The sequence below is a fragment of the Bacteroides sp. MSB163 genome, assembly GCF_036416795.1.
In the GTDB taxonomy this organism is placed as follows: domain Bacteria; phylum Bacteroidota; class Bacteroidia; order Bacteroidales; family Bacteroidaceae; genus Bacteroides; species Bacteroides maternus.
Genome location: NZ_CP143867.1, coordinates 4,294,278 through 4,314,267, shown reverse-complemented (window position 1 = coordinate 4,314,267; position 19,990 = coordinate 4,294,278). Strand labels below are relative to the sequence as shown.

The 19,990-nt window shown below is 42.8% G+C and carries 17 protein-coding genes and 1 pseudogene; 1 reads left to right on the top strand and 17 read right to left on the bottom strand.

Annotation, left to right across the window (positions count from 1 at the left end; all coding sequences use genetic code 11):
- Positions 1–62 precede the first annotated feature (62 nt).
- The 9 genes from VYM24_RS16535 to VYM24_RS16495 form a co-directional block, all read right to left on the bottom strand.
- Complete coding sequence (locus VYM24_RS16535; RefSeq protein ID WP_044270189.1) at positions 63–1,004, bottom strand: NAD(P)H-dependent flavin oxidoreductase; 942 nt, start codon at positions 1,002–1,004, stop codon at positions 63–65.
- 182 nt (positions 1,005–1,186) lie between these two features.
- On the bottom strand, positions 1,187–1,870 hold the full coding sequence (locus VYM24_RS16530; protein ID WP_291548438.1) for a DUF4858 domain-containing protein: 684 nt from the start codon (positions 1,868–1,870) through the stop codon (positions 1,187–1,189).
- A gap of 12 nt (positions 1,871–1,882) precedes the next feature.
- A complete protein-coding gene (locus tag VYM24_RS16525; protein WP_007209683.1) occupies positions 1,883–2,425 on the bottom strand; it encodes a DUF4943 family protein in 543 nt (180 codons plus the stop codon).
- Between the two features lie 18 nt (positions 2,426–2,443).
- The gene (locus VYM24_RS16520; protein ID WP_330940431.1) at positions 2,444–3,556 is read right to left on the bottom strand and encodes an outer membrane beta-barrel protein; all 1,113 of its coding nucleotides are present in this window, start codon (positions 3,554–3,556) and stop codon (positions 2,444–2,446) included.
- Positions 3,543–4,094 carry an RNA polymerase sigma factor gene (locus VYM24_RS16515; RefSeq protein ID WP_007209685.1) on the bottom strand — a complete coding sequence of 184 codons (552 nt, stop codon included), beginning with the start codon at positions 4,092–4,094 and terminating at the stop codon, positions 3,543–3,545. Before VYM24_RS16515 ends, VYM24_RS16520 begins: the two co-directional genes overlap by 14 nt.
- Before the next feature lie 107 nt (positions 4,095–4,201).
- Positions 4,202–4,906 carry a hypothetical protein gene (locus VYM24_RS16510; RefSeq protein ID WP_115502752.1) on the bottom strand — a complete coding sequence of 235 codons (705 nt, stop codon included), beginning with the start codon at positions 4,904–4,906 and terminating at the stop codon, positions 4,202–4,204.
- Positions 4,907–4,914: 8 nt separating this feature from the next.
- Positions 4,915–5,625 (bottom strand): hypothetical protein, encoded by a 711-nt coding sequence (locus VYM24_RS16505; protein WP_118295838.1) that lies wholly within the window; start codon positions 5,623–5,625, stop codon positions 4,915–4,917.
- Between the two features lie 208 nt (positions 5,626–5,833).
- Entirely contained in the window at positions 5,834–6,682 is an 849-nt protein-coding gene (gene nadC, locus VYM24_RS16500) for a carboxylating nicotinate-nucleotide diphosphorylase (RefSeq protein WP_291548433.1), read from the bottom strand.
- Entirely contained in the window at positions 6,675–7,067 is a 393-nt protein-coding gene (locus tag VYM24_RS16495) for a DUF4783 domain-containing protein (protein WP_007209689.1), read from the bottom strand. Before VYM24_RS16495 ends, nadC begins: the two co-directional genes overlap by 8 nt.
- A gap of 94 nt (positions 7,068–7,161) precedes the next feature.
- Between VYM24_RS16495 and rlmH the strand changes: the two genes are divergently transcribed.
- Positions 7,162–7,635 carry a 23S rRNA (pseudouridine(1915)-N(3))-methyltransferase RlmH gene (gene rlmH / locus VYM24_RS16490; protein WP_330940430.1) on the top strand — a complete coding sequence of 158 codons (474 nt, stop codon included), beginning with the start codon at positions 7,162–7,164 and terminating at the stop codon, positions 7,633–7,635.
- A gap of 17 nt (positions 7,636–7,652) precedes the next feature.
- Here the strand turns inward: rlmH and VYM24_RS16485 are convergent, their stop codons facing one another.
- From VYM24_RS16485 to VYM24_RS16450, 8 genes and pseudogenes are all read right to left on the bottom strand, one after another.
- Positions 7,653–10,487: a bifunctional fucokinase/fucose-1-phosphate guanylyltransferase gene (locus VYM24_RS16485; RefSeq protein WP_291548431.1), complete on the bottom strand. Its 2,835-nt coding sequence runs from the start codon at positions 10,485–10,487 to the stop codon at positions 7,653–7,655.
- 111 nt (positions 10,488–10,598) lie between these two features.
- On the bottom strand, positions 10,599–10,961 hold the full coding sequence (locus tag VYM24_RS16480; RefSeq protein ID WP_007216350.1) for a MarR family winged helix-turn-helix transcriptional regulator: 363 nt from the start codon (positions 10,959–10,961) through the stop codon (positions 10,599–10,601).
- A 35-nt stretch (positions 10,962–10,996) separates the two neighbouring features.
- Positions 10,997–13,495, bottom strand: a complete 2,499-nt coding sequence (locus tag VYM24_RS16475) for an FAD-dependent oxidoreductase (protein WP_330940429.1) — start codon at positions 13,493–13,495, stop codon at positions 10,997–10,999.
- Positions 13,496–13,750: 255 nt separating this feature from the next.
- Positions 13,751–14,938 (bottom strand): clostripain-related cysteine peptidase, encoded by a 1,188-nt coding sequence (locus VYM24_RS16470; RefSeq protein WP_330940428.1) that lies wholly within the window; start codon positions 14,936–14,938, stop codon positions 13,751–13,753.
- A 57-nt stretch (positions 14,939–14,995) separates the two neighbouring features.
- Positions 14,996–15,400: a hypothetical protein gene (locus VYM24_RS16465; RefSeq protein ID WP_330940427.1), complete on the bottom strand. Its 405-nt coding sequence runs from the start codon at positions 15,398–15,400 to the stop codon at positions 14,996–14,998.
- Positions 15,401–15,595: 195 nt separating this feature from the next.
- Complete coding sequence (locus VYM24_RS16460; RefSeq protein WP_007209697.1) at positions 15,596–16,456, bottom strand: sigma-70 family RNA polymerase sigma factor; 861 nt, start codon at positions 16,454–16,456, stop codon at positions 15,596–15,598.
- A 211-nt stretch (positions 16,457–16,667) separates the two neighbouring features.
- Positions 16,668–18,239: a trypsin-like peptidase domain-containing protein gene (locus tag VYM24_RS16455; protein WP_330940426.1), complete on the bottom strand. Its 1,572-nt coding sequence runs from the start codon at positions 18,237–18,239 to the stop codon at positions 16,668–16,670.
- A 366-nt stretch (positions 18,240–18,605) separates the two neighbouring features.
- A pseudogene (locus VYM24_RS16450) lies at positions 18,606–19,939 on the bottom strand (transglutaminase-like domain-containing protein).
- Positions 19,940–19,990 lie beyond the last annotated feature (51 nt).

The following is a 19,990-nucleotide window of genomic DNA, read 5'->3' as shown; positions in this document are numbered from 1 at the left end:
GGTTTGTTTGGGACGAATTTCATTCCCTCTATTCAAAAAATTCGTCCCATATAGCTAAATTCTTATTCCTTTAGCGCATTCCACGCTCTTCTATATCCTTCCGTCAGTTCCTGCATGACCTCAGCAACCGTCTCTATCTGTTTACCGTAAAGTAGTGCAGAAGCCTGGCCAATCTCCAGTTCTCCCTCTTCCAGATCTCCATAGAAAATACCTTTCTTGGCACGTCCATGAGCCAGAAGAATACGAAGTTCATCTTGTGTAGCCCCCACGGCTTCGGCTGCCTCTACAGCGTCACGGAAATTATTCCGCACCAAACGTACCGGAGCAAGCTTCTTCAACAATAACCGGGTATCCCCCTCCTGCAAACGCAGACAATATTCCTTGAAATATTCATGAGCTGAACTTTCCTGAGTCAATGCAAAACGTGTACCTATTTGTACTCCTTCTGCTCCCAGCACACGGGCAGCAAGCATAGCCTCACCCGTAGCAATTCCTCCGGCAGCAATCAATGGTAAGGTAGTAGCGGCACGCACGGCAGGTATCAGGCACAAAGTGGTAGTCTCTTCCCTTCCGTTATGCCCACCGGCCTCGAAGCCCTCAGCAACAACAGCATCCACACCCGCCTCTTCGGCCTTCATCGCAAAGCGGGAAGAACTGACCACATGCACCACTGTCACTCCCCGCTCTTTCAGCCATCCCGTCCATTTGGCAGGGCTTCCGGCGGAAGTGAAAACTATATTGACTCCTTCCTCTACCACTATCTGCATGATTTCTTCAATCTGTGGATACATCAATGGAATATTGACTCCAAAAGGATTATGTGTAGCAGCATGGCATTTACGGATATGCTCACGTAACGTTTCAGGATGCATGGAACCTGCTCCAAGCAAGCCCAGTCCACCCGCATTACTTACTGCCGACGCTAAGCGCCAGCCACTGCACCAAACCATACCACCTTGGATTATTGGATATCGAATTCCGAAAAGGGAAGTAATTCTGTTCATAGTCTCCTACATTTAGGTATTATTAAGGAAGAAACAAGAAAAAAGGGCGAAAGGTTCGGAAGAAAAGGCGATATGTCATAAAAACTGCACCCGGAAATACGAATATACAATATACACAGAACCGGGTGCACAAATTATACAAATGAAGAATTAGACAATTATCCCTATCACAAATCTTTTCCTTAATTCTTAATCGTCTTGACAGGTTCTTTACCCCGCACCGTTACCGAGTCCCCGTATGCACGCAACACTTCCAGCGTACGGGCACGGCGCTTACGTCCCTTAACGTTCCAGAAATCTTTTGTAAAAGGTGCCATTAAATCTAACCCGCCTATACCTCCGCCACTGGCCCCTTGCCAACTGCCCACAGCCATATTGTTTGCCCGTTCCGTCACCCGGTAACGCATTCCGGTTGCTTCTATTTCATCTATACTTTTCCGGAGACCTTTTTCTAAAGGAGTCTTAGCCCAATCGGAATAAATACGAAGTATTTTAAGTTCATAGAAAGGATCCCCACGCCACGTGTCCTTATCTATTTTAATCTTCTTCTGATACACCGGGTCCCAATTGTACTTCGTAGTTGCAGTATACGGGCGCAAGGTAAGAACAACTTTCTTCTTCGGTGTATTTGGTATTTCGGGAAGTGTTGTGTTGAAATCCAGCCATTGTTTCTCCATCGATATCTGCTGTTTGCCCAGAGGTGTCTGTACTCCCATCTCTTTCAGAACTTCCGGATTCAGCTTAATCTCTCCTTCTCCATCCAGCAGACGGCGCAATCGCAGAGAGTCCTGAGGTGTCCAGTTCTGGGCGCAAACGGGAAGGACTACTACTAAAAGCAGTCCGATTATAATGCAATATTTTCTCATTTATTTATTTTCTTACCACCACATATATCCGCTTCCACAAAGCGGTTCATCATAACAAGGATCTATGGTCCACATCGTACGGGGGTATTTGCGGTTTTCCCACCAGCGGCGATAACGGGCGGAAGCATCCAGAACTTCATCATCCGATAAGAAGTAAATGCCTTCGTAATTCTCTGCATCCACATGTACCATTTTGCACCCCATCGAAGCATTCTGCCCCAGACGGATTGTTTCTACTGTCCACAAAATACACTCACCTAAACGAAGCTTGCCACCTGCGGAATAAGAAACCGGAGCCAACGGGAAAGAAGGGATTACCGTTAAATCTTCGGCATACTTCAACAAGTCCCCTATGTCATCAACAGTAAACCGGGGAATAGTGTTCAGACCTTCCGGACTTTCGACAGAGTATTTTCCAGCTTTTAGTTGCTTGACGAATAAATCCACGTCAGGATTATTGTAGTCCAATGTCTCTTCCGTACATGATACAAAAGAAAGAGAAAAGAAGAATATCAAAATGGCCATTACGGCACGTATATTAGAAATTGCTTTCATTGTTGCATTGTATTAAGGTTAATATGTCATACGAACACCGCAAAGTAGATTAAGGTTCGTTGGACGCTCCGTTCGCAGCGTTTTTGTTTGCGAATCCGTATCAAAATGATGAGATACCGTAGGCTCTGCAAACAGAGCAATCCGGTCGTTCAACTTATAACGGACTCCCAGACCTGCTGCAATGGAAAGTTGTATAGGCTCTGCTCCAAAACCATTGTCCCCGGCTCCAGCTATGCATTTCTCGGCAGCACCACCCAATGTAGCATAAAAGTCTACTTTAGAATTGCTCGCCAGCACCGCATTCAGTTTTACCGGAACAGCCAGTGTGTGTATCGTATGGTCTCCGTCAAGACGGTTGTATTGCAAACCTGCCTCCAGAGAAAAATGTTTATTCAAACGACGTTCAGCTGAAACTCCTGCGGTGAACGGCATCCCGAAGTCTCCCTTTGGCAACGCTGTACCTATACCTGCCTTGAAAGCCCATTTTTTAGCAGAACCACCCGCATTGGTAATGGGAAGCGCCTTATCGGAAGCTGAACCAAACTCTGTATTTGTAACTGCAGGATCAGTAGCTGTGGCACGATGATTATTTTCATTCCTTGATGAAGCTGTTTGGCCATACATTCCGTTACCTTGGTGGTGATTGCCATATACGCGTTGGGAAATTGTAATGGAGACAGTGACTGATACAGTCTCTTCATCATCGCCATTCGCAGCAAGTATGCCTCCGGATGATACTGGTACAGGATTCTTATGACCAGGATTTTGCGCTGTAGGTTTAGTCTCATGAATAGAGGGGAACTTTTCCTGCACCACATCTCCGTTCAGGTTACCTTCCGGTGTCAGCGTAGCCACCTTGGTGAATGCTTCCTGAATTTCATCTTTCGGAGAGAAGTACCAGAATGCAGCGGAAGCAGCTCCAAGCACTAATACTACAGAAGCAGCCGCAGCCACCCGGTAGAAGCGTGGAGTAAGAACGGAACGTTTAGTAGCTGCAAAAGTATTGGTTGCATCGGCTTCAACTCTTGGCAGGTCGCCTTTCAGCTCCTCCCAAAAGCCATCCCGCACCGTCATCTCTGCACCAGAGAGGCGACTGCGGAACAAACCGGTTATTTCATCATTTCCTTTCATACTCTGTATATTCTTTAATTCTTTTTGCTAACAAATTTTTGGCGCGATGCAGTTGCGAGGTGGATGAATGTACTTTAATCCCAAGCATTTCCGCTATCTCCTTGTGCGATTTCTCTTCAAACACGTACAAGTTGAAAACGGTTCGGCATCCATCGGGTAATTCTGCCACAAATGCCATCAACTGCTGTTCAGAGAGGCGGCTACCACTGTCGGCTATACTTGCCTCGTCGGGTATGTCGGGCAATTGTTCCTCGTTCACCACCAGCTGGGTGATGCGTTTCTGCTTTCGCAGATAATCTATTGCCTGTGTCACCATTACTCTTGTCACCCACGTTGCCAGTGCACATTCGCCCCGGAAAGTGAAATGGGTGAAGATTTTGATAAACCCATCGTGCAGTACGTCATGCGCGGCATCTTCATCGCCCGTATAGCGGTAGCATACCGCAAGCATCTGCTTGGAATAAAGGGTATACAATTCCTTACGTGCGGAATCCTTTCCTGCCCGGCAGCCCTCTATCAGTTCTATTTCATTTTCCAATGTCAGTGCTATTTTTACGGACGCCTCTTCGCGTCGTTTGTTAGTTAGACGCAGCTTTCCGTAGAATGCTGCAATGTTATATCTAAAAAGAAGTTAAAGAATGGAGATTATTTATACTTTGCTTTCAAAGTCTGTATCTGCTTGTCAAGCATTTCATCCAGTGCATCAAACTCACTCCAATCTAAGATACCGGGAACCATAACGACGAAGTTAATAAAATTATCATGTTCCAAAAGATAGGAGACTTCATCCTTAAAAGTGCGGTCATCACTCAAGATATTCTTTCTTCCCGCAGACAAGGCAAGCCCCATCAGCACATCGGTCTTTATCTTATAATAATCACCCACATCTTTCTTTTTCCTTCCCAACTCAAAATAGGCCTGCATCACATCCTGCAACATACGTTTCTCAGGGATATACTGCATTAATGAGGAACCTTTCAACACGTCCAATGCATCGGTTCTATAAGAGAACTCATCAAAATTATTAAAAAGCTTGCCATACTTCCATAAAGTATCTCCGGGTATCTTAGATACATCCATATTGTGGTTCGACAACACAGTGCTCATGTGTACATCAATATCCAGCAACCGCTTTATTTTACGCAATTCCTCCTTATTGTACTCCAGTTCTTCCGCTACCAGTTGCATCGTCGCCCGCACTTCTTTCTGCCTACTGTGCTCCGCTATCTTGTCACTTCCCCAGAAAGTAACAATGATACCTGCCGCCACAATGCTGAACTGACGGAAATAGTCTCCCAGTTCCCAGCTTTTGAGCACGTTCTTTATCTTATCCCAACCGTTCTGTCCCATAACTCTGATTATTCTAAATGATATTTTTCTTCAATAGCCTGTATTGCCCTATCAATTCTTTTCCCTACACGCTCTATATAGTCGGGAGTAAAATATCTATGAGCAACCCTAACAAAGTTTCGCACCGATATATTCGAAAGGTAGATGTCCCATGCCTCATATCCCCCCTCATACAAACAATGCATCTGTTCATCGGTCAGTGTAAGATTGAAAGGTGTCATAACCTGGTCTTTCATATCATAATAGCCGTTCATAGTCGCCTTAAACCCATCCAATACTTCATAAATCTCAGTCAACTGCAACAGCAATTCTTTATCCGAAATTTTCTGCATCAACATGGAACTTTTAAGTATATCCAGTGCATTCTGGGTATAAGTAAAACTACGTATATGCCCCATTAGAAGGGCAAATTGCCTCAACGAATCTTCAGGTATGATACGAATCTTCAAGTCGTGCTCTGCCAATAAGGCAGAAAGACGTTCGTCTTCCTGAAACTCAGCCACGATATCTTCATATTTCTCCCGGTTACTTTTCAGTTCTTCCTTAATCAGCAACATGGTGGCCCGGATATCCTTCTTCTCCGAATTTCGGGTTACCAAATCACTGCCCATGAAGGTAATCAGCACACCAATCACGACAATGGATATTTGTCGTACGTAGTCTCCCAGCTTCCATCCTTTGACTATCGTTTTTACTCTTTTCCAATCTATCTTTTCCATATCTTCCGAATGCATCATCTATTCACTTGAAACGCATCATCTGTTTGACCTCAACAAACCATGCGTTCACCCCTAACAGACCGCCTGTTTCTCAGTATTCCGTAATATACTGATTATTAACAGGAAAGCCTCTCATAAAGATTGCAATATGATGGCAAACTTATGAGAGGCTTCCCTTTTTATTCCCTAATACGGCCTTCCGCCCTTGTCAACATGCTTTAAAACTCATATCCAATCCTTTTACAGAATGGGTCAGAGCACCTACAGAGATAAAGTCCACGCCACATTCGGCATAGTCGCGCAGTGTATCAAACGTTATTCCGCCTGAAGATTCGGTTTCATAACGGCCTGCTACCATATCCACAGCCTTCTTTGTCATTTCGGGTGTGAAGTTGTCGAACATGATTCGGTCTACACCGCCGAGATCGAGTACTTGCTGCAACTCGTCGAAGTTACGTACTTCAATCTCTATCTTGAGGTCTTTACCTTTTTCCTTGCAATATTCCTTGGCGCGATTAATAGCCTTATCAATGCCTCCGGCAAAATCCACATGATTGTCTTTCAGCAAAATCATGTCGAACAGTCCGATACGATGATTTACACCACCGCCAATCTTTACAGCCATCTTCTCAAGAATACGCATACCGGGAGTAGTCTTACGGGTATCGAGCACACGCGTATTCGTACCTTTCAGTTTCTCGGCATATTTATGCGTCATGGTAGCAATGCCACTCATGCGTTGCATAATGTTCAGCATCAGACGTTCTGTCTGCAACAGAGACTGCACCTTGCCTTCCACTACCATTGCTATATCACCCGGCTTCACCTCAGCTCCATCATTGATGAAGACTTCTACCTTCATAGTAGGGTCGAAACGACGGAACACTTCTTTGGCAACTTCGATACCAGCCAGAATCCCCGGCTCTTTAATCAAAAGTTTGGATTTACCCATCGCCGTAGCGGGAATACACGAAAGGGTGGTATGATCTCCGTCACCTATATCTTCTGCAAAGGCGAGATCTATCAGCCTGTCAATCAGTTCTTCTTCCTTATTCATTCGTTTTATCTATTCTTATTTGATGTATAACATATTTGTTCTGTACTTTTCTGAAGAAACAATTCACTCGAAAGTTTCCATTTGCGGTTCCCAAAGTGCCGATGATGAAACTTGATTCATCCCGCTTTCCTTCGTGATTCACATTGAAGCTACTGACTTTGTTCTCGGCAAAAAAATTAGCCATAGTTCCTTCTGCCGTTTGCTTGTCAGCATTGGTCGTGCGATTATGGATAATCAGATCCACCTTATCACCCAGATACCTGTTTAGTTCCTGAGAGTTTCCCTTCTTGAAGGCCACAACCACCCCCACAGGTACGTCCTGAGCAAAGATCGAGGACACCCATAAGAAGAGGCAGGTCAACAATAAAACTACTCGTTTTTTCATAATCACAAGTATTAATGATACGCAAAGGTAAGCATTTATTGTAAAATACAATAAAAAAGCGCTAATTTTGTGCACAAATCAGAATGTAAACAGCATGAAAACAACATTACTCGTCGTAGGAAGAACTGTAGAACAGCACTTTATAACTGCCATTAATGACTATGTACAGCGTACCAAACGCTACTTATCCTTCGAAATGGAAGTTATCCCGGAATTGAAGAATACAAAAAGTCTTTCTATGGAAGTGCAGAAAGAAAAAGAAGGGGAATTGATATGCAAGGCATTCCAGCCGGGCGACGTGATTGTATTGCTGGACAAAGGGGGAAAAGAAATGCGCTCCATAGAGTTCGCAGACTATATGAAGCGCAAGATGAACACCGTAAATAAACGGCTTGTATTTGTTATCGGCGGACCGTATGGTTTCTCACCCAAAGTATATCAGGCAGCACATGAGAAAATGTCCCTTTCTAAAATGACCTTTTCACATCAGATGGTGAGGCTTATTTTCGTGGAACAACTGTATCGTGCCATGAATATACTTGCAGGTGGCCCCTATCATCACGAATAAAATTCTTCATTCTTCAATTACGACCTTGACACCTGAAATCCTGTTCCCGACAACGCCATTTCTACAAATCGCGCGCGAGGGTTCGGTACATCCTGCGTCAGTATCTCCCGGATGCGCAATGCAGCCTGTGGATCTTTCGCCACCATATACAAGTAACCTCCCCCACCTGCACCCGGCAGTTTATATCCCAGTGTGTAGTCCTTAATCTTATTGATAATTTCTTCTACCGCCGAAGGATTAGTACCACAATCCAGAGCTTTGTTCTGCACCCACGTTTTACCAATCAATGCGCCATAGGTTTCAAAGTCGTTCCTTTGAATGGTTTCTGCCATATCCAATGCATGCGCTTTCATATTTTCCAATATAGCCAAATGCGCAGATGAATTTAGGAACATGGAGCGCACAATCTCTGCCAGGATACCTTTAGCAGTACGTGTAATTCCCGTATAATATAATAGATGGCAGTCACGATATTCAGGATGCGTAAAAAGATGTTCAGGCAACCAGTGTATTAACGGATTCTGTACAAACCCGGTTTCTGTTTGCAACAGTTTGATGCCTTGTAGCACTCCGCCATACTGATCTTGCCAACCACCACCCGTTGTCAGTAACTGTTCCAGAGCAAGTGTACGACGGCATATTTCATTCTTATCCCACATCAAGCCACAGAAATCGCTCAAAGAACCTAAAACCGTAGAAGCTAATATAGAACTGGTTCCCAAGCCCGAGCCTGCAGGAATAGCAGACAATAAAGTAATCTCTATACCTGTGCCGAATGCCTGCAACTGTTTCTCCAACGAAGGATAAACCACTTCTGAAAACGCCGGACCAAAACCAGCCAATGTCAACGCTGCTTTCGGAATAGAGAAAGGAGAACCTATCTTACAGTAATCCTGCAATTCCTCGAATGTATTCACTACTTCCATTGCTCCCATATCAATAGAACGCAACACAACGCGATATTCTTTGCAAGGTTTCACATAAACCTGCAAAGGAGGTTGTCCATTCAGTTCAATCGCCAGATTCACTACATTTCCACCGGCAAAAAGAGAATATGGCGGAGTATCCGTCCAACCACCTGCAACATCAATACGTACGGGACTGCGCCCCCAAACAATCTGATCGCTGTATACATTCAGATATGGGCTGCTTTTCTTTTCATACAAATCAGAAAGTAATCCTTCGCGCAGTAATCCAAAAGCCTCTTTTTCATCATTCTGAAAGTCTTTTCCGTTCAGTTTATCTATCTGAGCCCGAAGCATCCGATTATGAATACGCTGCATCTGAGGTGCATCAGCCGGTAACACATCCGGTTTATCTATCTTCAAACAATGGAAATCCTCGGCAACATCAGCCAAATCCAACTGATAGAAGACACTCTTTTCATAATTGCGTGCCAGCAACTCCCAATTACCTTTCCGGAAACTCTCGCGCTGGGCATATAATTGACGTAAATCAGCTTTCGCTGAGATTTCATCGGCAGAAAGACGTTGACTGTTCAGCCAGATTTCCTTACCTTCTGTCAATTCCGGCTCCGAAGTCATCCAGCGAAGTACTTTGCCCATCTGCTCAACACTTTCTACCACAGGGAAGATTCCGGCAGCCTGTAAGTCATCTTTTCTTCCAGTTACATCATCTGGAGTCAGTCCACGCTCCGCTAACCAATTAGGGAAGGAAATCCCCAGATACAAAGTCTTTTCATCCCGGATATCTCCTTTAGATACATCATCGAAACCATACGGACGAACTACCCAATGCTTCTTTGCAAGAGGCACAATATCTATACAAACTCCATCCGGTAATTCTAACGTCCAGTCATTTTCCGGTACTCCCGTAATGATTTGCCGGGAACCTATCTTCCATGATGTACCGACAAAGCTATTTTCAATCCAAAGGTTATCATTATTGGAAGAAAGAGAGATACCTACTTCTGCATTCTGTACAAATATTGCAGGATTGGGCTTTACTTTCCGGTGCATGATCTGACGCTGATCGTACACTCTATTTTGCAAAGTAACAGTTGAGGAAAGTAGTTCACGACTCGTACCGTAGTGGTAGAATTCTCCACCGGGTAATGGCAATATAGCTACAGACAGCCTATTCAACTCATCATCAATAATGCGTGGATGATTACCAAGGGATAAGCCGAAATCTGAATACAAGTCATAGTACTTTACATCAGAATCCGGACCATCTTTCTGCGAACGCTTCATCAATAGCTCTACAGCCCGATCACTCAGTAACCAGATTCCTATATCCATCAGGAAGAGATGAGTCTTGGAAAGATTCTCCAACTCCTGCAATGACGGTTTCTGCAACATAAAATCCAATGCTTCCGGTTGTTTCCGGTCAGAAACAAACACTCCATGATGTATCGCTAATACCGGATCTACCCAAAGTCCGTAACATACCACATCCGCATCCGGTATGTCCTGCAAAGGTTTCTCAACACGAATATACACATCTCCACTCGCAATCAAAGTACGCAGTTTTTCCGGTGCCCGTTCCATGATTTTCTCATAAAGTGGAACTTGCAAAGACAATAAATTCTGTCCCAACTTCTGTCCACGTGCCCAGCGAAATACAGGTATTGGAGTTAATATTTTCCCGGAGGGAGCGTATCCAGGGAGGCGGCGACTTTGTCCACCGGCATGCAGCAGAATACGTTTCTCTGTTGAGTGTTCTGTTTGTTGGTTTCTATACCATTCCCGCAGAAGCCAAGTGGTTCCTCCACCCGATCCCAGTTTCATCCCTACAGGATCAGATGTGCAAAACCATTCCGTACGGTCTACATTTTCCAATTCATAGAATGCCGACACAAGATTAGGCGGCAAGGATAATAATTTTTGCATATCCAATTGCTATAATACTTAATATATTAGCTGCAAATTAAAGCAATCTTAAGCAAAATCCACGAAAAATTTTAATAATTTTGAAGATGGGGATAAAAATATCCCCATCTTCTATTTTTCCAGCAAACCCACTATTTGCTGTAAGAGTTCAGGCATCTCATGAGTAGTACTTTTGATCGCGGTGATTTGTTCTTTTCCTTCTGTAGTCAATGAAAAATGCATTTGGCGCTTATCCACTTTACCAATAATACGGGCTATTAACTTCTTTTCTTCGACAGAACGTATCAACTTGGAAGTATTAGAACAAGTTAATCCCAAGGCTTCTGCTATTTCCCCGGAAGTAAGCCGGGGAGTATTCAGAAGTGTACAGAGCAACATTCCTTCATTCAGCGAAAGATTGTATTGCTGCATAAATTGGGTTTCAAACTCAGCTATCGCCCGGTAAACATCACGTATTTTACATAAGTCTTCCATATATTTTTCTTCTTTATTTGTTAAATAACAAATAACTATATAAAAAGGTTGACATTGGCTTTATCTGCGCGCTCCATATAAGTTGCAACACCACCGATAGTTACCTCATCTAACAACTCTTCACGACAGATTCCCATCATGTCCATAGACATCTGACAAGCTATAAATTCTACTCCTTGGGCAAGCGCCTGCGAACGAAGTGATTCCAAAGAATCTACCCCTTTACGCTTCATTAAAAAGCGCATCATGCGACTTCCCATACCAAACATATTCATCTGAGACAATTTCAGTTTCAAAGAACTGGAAGGAAGCATCATACCGAACATCCTGCCGAAAACATCTTTCTTTACTTTCGGTTTTTGCATTTTTTTCAAAACATTTAATCCCCAGAAAGTGAAGAATACCGTAACTTTTTGCCCGGTTGCCGCAGCCCCGTTTGCCAATACAAAAGTAGCTAAAGCTTTATCCAAATCATCACTAAAAAGAATCAATGTTTTTCCCCTACCCGTTGCTACAGTTCCGGTGGAAGAAGGACAGACCATATCCGAATTACCTTTTTCTATCACTACCGTATAGCGTCCTTTATCCTCATGGCTTCCCACCAAACGATTACCCGTCGTATCACACCAGGCAGAAGCATCACGTGCAAATCCGGCATCAGTTGCCACAATCTCCACCTGTTCTCCCGGTTCAAGAGTATCCATTGCCTTCTTCACTTGCATGATAGGTCCCGGACATTGTAAACCACAGGCATTGATTTTCAATGGTTCTTTAGATGAACCTCCAGCTGATAATATAGAATCAGATTGCACAACAGTTCCCGAGGTTTCAGTAGAGCCAAAAGTTACGCGAGCATCAACTGAAGCATTCGCTATAGAAGGTACCGGTACCGGAGCAACCGCAGCAGAATACAGTTTATACCCTCCCGAAAGATTACGCACATTCTTATATCCATTTCCCATCAGAATACGTTGTGCCAGATATCCACGCAAACCCACAGCACAAAACAATACAACCGGCTTGTCAGTAGGAACTTCAAACATACGCTCTCTTAAATCATCCAACGGAATATTAATTGCTCCCGGAATAGATCCAAAAGAAAATTCTTCAGCCGTACGGGTATCTATTAACATTACTTCATTCTTATGCTGTACCTGTTCTCGCCAAGTTACGACAGGCATTGCACCACTGATAATATTAGAAGCAACATATCCGGCAATAGCAATAGGATCTTTTGCAGAAGAAAACGGAGGGGCATAAGTATGTTCCGTTTCCATCAAGTCATATACCGTTCCACCACGTTTGATCAAGCCGGCAATCTGGTCAATGCGTTTGTCCACGCCCTCATAACCAATACCCTGCGCGCCATATAATTTTCCCGTAACAGGATGAAATGTTAATTTTAAAGTCAAGGGCAATGCATCCGGATAGTACCCTGCATGAGAAGACGAATGAGTAACAGAACTTTGGTATTCCATTTCCCATTGCTTCAGACGTTTAGCTGCAAGTCCCGTAGAAGCAACCGTCATATCAAATACTTTTGCGATGGAAGTACCGATAGCACCTTCGTAAACAACCTTATTACCAAATACCATATTGTCGGCCACAATACGTCCCTGACGATTCGCAGGATTTGCCAGATAGTTCAGCCATGGTTTCCCGGTCAATGGATGTGGATATTCAATGGCATCCCCTACAGCATAAATATCTTTTGCAGAAGTTTCCAGATATTCATTTACCCAGATACCACCTGCTTCACCTATCTTCAGCCCGGCTTGTTTAGCCAAAGCCGTTGCCGGGCGTACTCCGATAGAAAGCAATACCATATCTGCCGGAATCGTTTTTCCACTTTTCAAAAAGACGGTAATGCCTTGCTTCGTACGCTGAAAATGGGTGACTCCTTCTTCCAGATAGAGTGAAACACCTTTCTGTATCAAATGCTGATGAATAGGTGCAGCCATCGAAAAATCAATAGGCGCCATCACTTGATTACCCATTTCCACAACAGATACGGCAACTCCGGCATGATGCAAATTCTCCGCCATCTCCAGTCCAATAAAGCCCGCACCTACTACAACCGCACGTTTTACGGAATTTTCCGTAAGATAAGACTTTATATGATCGGTATCTTCAACATTACGGAGAGTGAAAATTCCTTCAGAATCAATACCTTCCAGTGGTGGTCGAACAGGTGTGGCACCCGGAGACAACAAAAGTTTATCATAGGTTTCTTCATATTCGCGACCGTCTGCAGTGCGAACAGTAATCGTTTTATCTTTAGGATGAATAGCAATAACTTCATTCTCCACACGTACATCTATACGAAAGCGTTGACCGAAAGAAGCCGGCGTTTGCACCAACAATTTCTCACGCTCTGCAATGACACCACCTATATAATAAGGCAAACCGCAATTTGCATACGAAATGTATTTCCCTTTCTCAAATAAAAGAATATCAGATTTCTCATCAACTCTTCTTAAACGTGCCGCCGCCGTAGCTCCCCCGGCAACACCTCCAATAATTATATACTTCATACTTCTTTATTTTAATTTTGATAGTACAAAGAAAAGGATATTTTCTTAAAGAAAATAATTTCCGATGGAAAATAATGTTAAATCACAGCATAACAACACCATAGCGCATATTAAATCCATTAAGACGGGCAACAAATTCAAAGAAAGAAAGTTCATAAGCACTTAATTTAAGTGCATGAGAAGGGACACAGACATTCGGCTTGAGGCTAATTCACAAACTCAAACACTACACTATCATATCTTAAAAAGAGAATGTTACCAGCCTAATGCAGCAAAGCCGGCAGATGTATACCACTCAGTAGAACGATATGCTTTATCAGTAACGGTATTAGATACTGAAGGGATATAACAGGACACCCCATTAGTGCCTTCCATAGAAAACATATCAGCAAAAGCGGAATAATTCATAGAAGTAGTCGCCCAATATGTTACAGCTACATCAAAAGCTTGCCTCCATATTACATAAGCACTATCATCAGTGATTTTTTTCATCATATTTGCCATATCATAGTAACCTACAGCCCCATCCAAACTAGAACGTTTATCATAATTAAAAATCAAACTGCGCAAGTGTGCATTATCAACTACTCCAGATAACACCTGTTTTGTAACTCTTGCCAAATCAACCAATTTATCTGTTCTCAGCGCACACACAGAGGCGCCCGCTGTCCAATTGCTATTTGATAAGCCTTTACCTTCATTATATTTAGCCGCATAAGGTTCATAATAGGCCTTAGCAACATTCACTGCCGCATCCTCAGCAGAAAACATAGCAGGAACAACAGCGTCATACGAAGCACCAGGACCTGGAATTTCAGTCGGAGAACCTATACAATAATCCGTATAATCACGCAACTCATAGGCAACCTCCACTGCCTGCATGAAACAAGCATCGAACAATATAAAATCAAAATGAGGAGCAGACTTTAATATCTCAACAAATTCAGAGATATTCATTCTATTATCACCATTACCTTTATCCTGGCCTACCCAACGAGTACCAGCACGCAACGGATAAGGCAGCCACCCATCACCATGTGACCAATAAACCAATCCATAACTGTCAGCCTGATATTTGGAATTCGAAAAGACTTTTACAAAAACTTCCTGCGTTTCAGATACACCTACAGAGTTACGGCTTTCATAAGTTTCCACCACCGTCTCCACTACCGATCCTTTTTCATTCTTCAGTTCAAGCAGACGAGGAGATTTACCATCATCTATATAAACCAGAAAATGCACATTGGAGTCTTGAACTTTCGCCATACCCGCTTTCATCTCCGCTAAATCCAAAGAAGCAAATGAAGCAAGGGTATTATCCGCCGCAATATATGCAAGAATCGTACGAGTTCCTTTGAAAGACGTATCCGATTCCTCATGTTCACATGCAACCAGCAATGCAGAGAGACAAACCCATAAAAAGAAGTAAAATTTCGTTTTCATGACTACGGTCTTATTATGTAAGTAAATTCCTTAACCTCTTAAGGAAAATAAAGCAAATTACTCTTCCGGCTTCTTGAATTGGAAAGCTTCAGGAGCAATAGGCACCAATACTATCGTCTTATTCTTCTTATACTTGCTCTTCACTTTTGCTGCCTCCTTTTCCAACTTCTTCTTGTTTTCAGAGAAATAGATCATGCACGTATAGTCAAGAGCTTTCAAATCATATTCCAGATAATTCTTCAACCGATACGTATAAAGATCACGTTTGGGCAAGAATCCAGCCTTATCCAACTTCACACTGTCCAACACTTGAATATCGGTAAAATACACCACTGTGTCGTTGAAAGAGGCAGCAACACCAAATGCATACACAGCTTTTTCTCCTTTACCCTTCTTGAATGAGAATGCCGAGCACACCATAAAAACTAAAGCTACAGCCAAAAGTATACGAACGTATTTCATAATCTGTTTTTTATTAATATTGTTGGCGACAAAGATAATGCAAACCGAGAGCAAAATAAAAAGAATTCATTCATTTTTTATGCTGAGATACAGCTTATCTTCACTTTTATAATAAGGATAACAAAAAACCGGTGATCAGATCATGACCTACCGGTTTTTAATTCCTTCTATTTGTCGGAAATTGATATTTCTTACTTATCCTAAATAAGACTTGAGCAATTTACTACGATTACTTTGTCTTAATCTTCTAATTGCTTTTTCCTTAATCTGGCGTACACGTTCACGGGTCAAACCGAATTTGTCGCCGATTTCTTCTAATGTCATTTCCTGTTGTCCGATACCGAAAAACATCTGTATGATTTCTTTTTCCCTATCGGTTAACGTAGAAAGTGCTCTATCAATTTCCCTCGCAAGAGACTCGTTCACCAAAGAGCGATCCGCCATAGGAGAGTCGTCGTTTACCAACACATCCAGCAAGCTGTTGTCTTCTCCTTCTACAAAAGGTGCGTCCACCGAAATGTGGCGTCCGGATACCTTCAGCGTATCGGAGATTTTATCAACAGGGATTTCCAGTTCATCTGCCAACTCTTCGGGAGACGGGCGACGTTCATTTTCCTGTTCGAACTTGGAGAATGCTTTGCTGATTTTATTCAGCGAGCCTACCTGATTCAACGGAAGACGTACGATACGCGACTGCTCTGCCAAAGCCTGCAAAATGGACTGACGTATCCACCATACTGCATAACTGATGAATTTGAAACCACGTGTTTCATCGAACTTTTCGGCGGCCTTGATCAGTCCTAAATTACCCTCGTTAATCAAGTCGGGCAAACTCAAACCTTGGTTCTGGTACTGCTTGGCCACAGATACAACGAAACGCAGATTGGCACGTGTCAACTTCTCCAGTGCGATACGGTCACCCTTGCGGATGCGTTGAGCGAGCTCTACCTCCTCTTCGACAGTTATGAGGTCTTCGCGACCGATTTCCTGCAAATACTTGTCAAGAGAAGCGCTCTCTCTGTTAGTGATACTTTTTGTAATCTTAAGTTGTCTCATTCTTCTAAAACAGATTTGGGTTGCAAAGTTACGACAAATTATTTTGTTACAAGCAAACTTGCCCTAACTTTTTTATCTTATTCACTATACAATATAAACAAAAAGAATGCCGACAAGTTAATTGCCGACACCCTTTTTCTTCTTTGTTAGCTAATATTACAATCTTCTTACCTATTCACATGTACAATCTACAATTTAGCAATGCCAGCTATTAATCCTGAGCGACACTTACTGCATAACTGCCACGTTTTCCAGAGGGGAACATACCTGTAATGAACAGAACCTGTTCCTGAGTCTTAGCTGCTTCTTTCATCACTTTCTCCAAGTCTTCCACGGTCTTCATCGGTATATTATTCACCTTTAGGATAATGAAACCTTTACGGACGCCACCTTCTGCCATCTTACCATTGCTAACACCGGTTACTTCAAGACCATAACCCAGATTCAATTGTTTCTTCAATTCATCGGGTACAGGGCGGAATGCGGCACCAAGAATATCCATATCGGCATTCTTCACAATCTTCGTAGTACCTTGTTCATTCTTCAGCGTAACTTCTATATTCTTTTCTTTCTTATCACGCATCACTTTCACTTGCACCTTATCTCCTGGACGATGTTTTGCCAAAATTTCCTGCAAGTCGGCAAATTTATGAATAGCCTTACCATCCATGCCAATGATTACATCATCAACTTTAATATCAGAACCTGAAGCTGAACTTCCCTCTACGATTTCACGTACCCAAAGACCATCAATAACACCATATTTTTCTCTGGCTTCTTTCTTTATATCACTCAACTTCTTACCAGCTTTATCAGCAACCTGTGTGTCGCCCGGCTCTTCAGTAAGCGCTGTTACACTCACACCCAATTTCACACGTTGTACCGTACCAAACTGCTTCAAATCAGCAACTACTTTCTTCATAATACTGGTAGGAATGGCAAAACCATAACCTGTATTTGATCCAGTCGGAGAGAAAAGAGCAGCGTTGATACCAATCAATTCACCTTGAGCATTTACCAATGCACCACCACTATTACCTTGATTAATTGCAGCATCAGTCTGAATATACGACTCGATACTCTGCTTACCAGTTTGCTGGCCCATACCTAAAGAGCGTGCTTTAGCACTGACAATACCCGCAGTCACCGTAGAAGTCAGATTAAATGGGTTACCTACAGCAAGCACCCATTCACCAACTTTCAGTGCATCGGAATCACCTACCGGAATAGTCGGAAAATCATCACCTTCTATCTTGATTAGAGCCAAGTCTGTCTCTTCATCCGTACCAATAATACGTCCTTTAAACTGACGGTTGTCATTCAACGTCACACTGATTTCATCTGCACCTGCAATTACGTGATTGTTCGTTACGATATATCCATCTTTAGAGATGATAACACCGGAACCAAAACCTGTACGTTCAGGGGTCTGTACCTGACGTCTTTGCGTACCGCCCCGACCACCGAAAAATTCACCGAAGAAATCAGAGAACGGATCTCTAACTTCTACTTCCTGAACTTTGGAAGCCTGAGTAGAACGAATATGCACCACAGCATGAACTGAATTTTCTGCTGCTTGCGTCAAATCTACAGGTTGAGCATCAACGGCATTATAAGAGGCCAAACGTACGTTCGGATTTTGCTGGAACATTTCATTGAATGCACTGGTACTATCAGCAGGCATATTTTTTTGCAGCATCTTATAGGTGGTTAAACCTGCTACTCCTGAACTGAGAAGTACGATAGCCGCAACCCCGAGAATGTTTTTTGTTGTCTGTTTCATACTAATTTTCTATTCTTTTAATTGTTAATATTCAAGTTTCGTTTAACATTTCGACGTTAAAATAACGACAAAAATCGTTCACTTATTCCGCTTGTCACTCTTTTTTGTTCTCTTTTAACAGTGAACTTTTAGGACTTAACAGCGGTTAACGGCAGAGCCTGACAATTTTACATTTATGCACGTTTACTGACGTGAAAATAAGGCAGATAGGTGTTAATAAGAAACAGATCGTCTATTCAATAAAAACAGATGATGCATTAGGGGCAAACGCATCATCTGTTTGCCCCAAATGCATCATCTGTTTGCCCTCAACGCATCATCTGTTTGCCCTCAACGCATCATCTGTTTTCAGGAGGTGATATTTACTTAATTATCAAGGTATTCTATATCCATGTGATAATCCCACTTCGGAAAATAAAGATTGCCTCCCTCCCATTCCACCTCGCCACGCTGAAAATCCACCGTTTCACTACGAGGATATTTTTTCTCGGGTACCAGTGGCATACCGTAATCGCTGTTCACTATCATACGCCAGGAGTCAATGCCACCCAGAAAAAAATATTCTTCATCCGCATTACGGGCAAAAGTAGGGATGCCAAATGATTGGTCTACAGGAACCCAGCCAATGCCTTCAAAATAGATTTCCGCCCAGTCGTGCAGGTTCCATGCTTTAGGATGCATCATAAAACCACTCTGGAAATGGGCAGGAATACCACTGATACGACAAAGCGTAATAAACAGCAAACTAACCTGACCACAATCACCTTTATGGTTATCTAATACGTATTCGGGAATATTTTCTATAGTAGAATATTCTCGGGCAGAAGCCCAAGGGAAGTTATCATTCACCCAACTGAAGATACGTTTAGCTTTCAACAAAGGATTAGTTTCCCCTGCTGTCAATTTGGCAGCAAGTTCGCGCATACGTGGTGAGAAAATGACATGCTTCTCACGTTCAGCAGTATATTCCTTATATATAGAAGAAGTTGTATCATAGGGCTGAATATCTTTCGGTTTCAGATTATGCCATTCAGCATTAGCTGTATACTCAAAACTTTCAGAGAATACGGTGGTTGATCTTGCACTGCAGTTTTTTCCATGTAGAGAGTGCTATGAAGGCAATCCTGTGGGGACAAAGTATACTTGGATTCGCTGGCAGAGATGAATTTTACATCTTGCTGACGTAACTGATCGGTACGTGGGTAAGGAAGCCAGCAACGGATGAGCTCTCCGGCAGGAACAGCATTACTGTCTACCGTGAGCGTATAGGTGACTCGCATTCGTTTGGGAGCAGTGATAGGATTACCACTCTTTTTCACACTTGCAATGATTTCGGGCAGGTTCTCCATATTTACTTTTTCACTGCCACTGAAGGAGACGCCATCTTTGGCAGCCTTTATCTGATAGCAGACAGAGTCTACACGGAATAAATTAGGCGCGGCATTACGGAAATAACGCTTCTCACCATCCAGAGTCATACACTCCAATGCTTTGGAGGCTTCCCATTGGCACATTTGCTCATCGGAAACATCAGGGATATACTTACGAATATACTCTTTCACTTCATCTTCCGTACGAGAGAAATCAGTGAGGAGGCGTTGGTGCAGATCATCTTCCCAGGTATAGGGCTTGCTTTCCGGTTTTGGAGTACAGGCAGTCACAAGGAAAAGCAAGGCAGCAGCATACAATACTTTTTTCATAATAAGCTAATTTATAGATGATAATTGAGAACGGAAATAGAATTACGATTC

Coding starts and splice junctions, on each gene's coding strand:
- VYM24_RS16455 (WP_330940426.1), bottom strand. CDS start 18,239: ATGAAACAGACAACAAAAAACATTCTCGGGGTTGCGGCTATCGTACTT.
- VYM24_RS16485 (WP_291548431.1), bottom strand. CDS start 10,487: ATGCAAAAATTATTATCCTTGCCGCCTAATCTTGTGTCGGCATTCTAT.
- VYM24_RS16460 (WP_007209697.1), bottom strand. CDS start 16,456: ATGAGACAACTTAAGATTACAAAAAGTATCACTAACAGAGAGAGCGCT.
- VYM24_RS16475 (WP_330940429.1), bottom strand. CDS start 13,495: ATGAAGTATATAATTATTGGAGGTGTTGCCGGGGGAGCTACGGCGGCG.
- VYM24_RS16530 (WP_291548438.1), bottom strand. CDS start 1,870: ATGAGAAAATATTGCATTATAATCGGACTGCTTTTAGTAGTAGTCCTT.
- rlmH (WP_330940430.1), top strand. CDS start 7,162: ATGAAAACAACATTACTCGTCGTAGGAAGAACTGTAGAACAGCACTTT.
- nadC (WP_291548433.1), bottom strand. CDS start 6,682: ATGAATAAGGAAGAAGAACTGATTGACAGGCTGATAGATCTCGCCTTT.
- VYM24_RS16480 (WP_007216350.1), bottom strand. CDS start 10,961: ATGGAAGACTTATGTAAAATACGTGATGTTTACCGGGCGATAGCTGAG.
- VYM24_RS16520 (WP_330940431.1), bottom strand. CDS start 3,556: ATGAAAGGAAATGATGAAATAACCGGTTTGTTCCGCAGTCGCCTCTCT.
- VYM24_RS16535 (WP_044270189.1), bottom strand. CDS start 1,004: ATGAACAGAATTACTTCCCTTTTCGGAATTCGATATCCAATAATCCAA.
- VYM24_RS16470 (WP_330940428.1), bottom strand. CDS start 14,938: ATGAAAACGAAATTTTACTTCTTTTTATGGGTTTGTCTCTCTGCATTG.
- VYM24_RS16465 (WP_330940427.1), bottom strand. CDS start 15,400: ATGAAATACGTTCGTATACTTTTGGCTGTAGCTTTAGTTTTTATGGTG.
- VYM24_RS16505 (WP_118295838.1), bottom strand. CDS start 5,625: ATGGAAAAGATAGATTGGAAAAGAGTAAAAACGATAGTCAAAGGATGG.
- VYM24_RS16510 (WP_115502752.1), bottom strand. CDS start 4,906: ATGGGACAGAACGGTTGGGATAAGATAAAGAACGTGCTCAAAAGCTGG.
- VYM24_RS16525 (WP_007209683.1), bottom strand. CDS start 2,425: ATGAAAGCAATTTCTAATATACGTGCCGTAATGGCCATTTTGATATTC.
- VYM24_RS16495 (WP_007209689.1), bottom strand. CDS start 7,067: ATGAAAAAACGAGTAGTTTTATTGTTGACCTGCCTCTTCTTATGGGTG.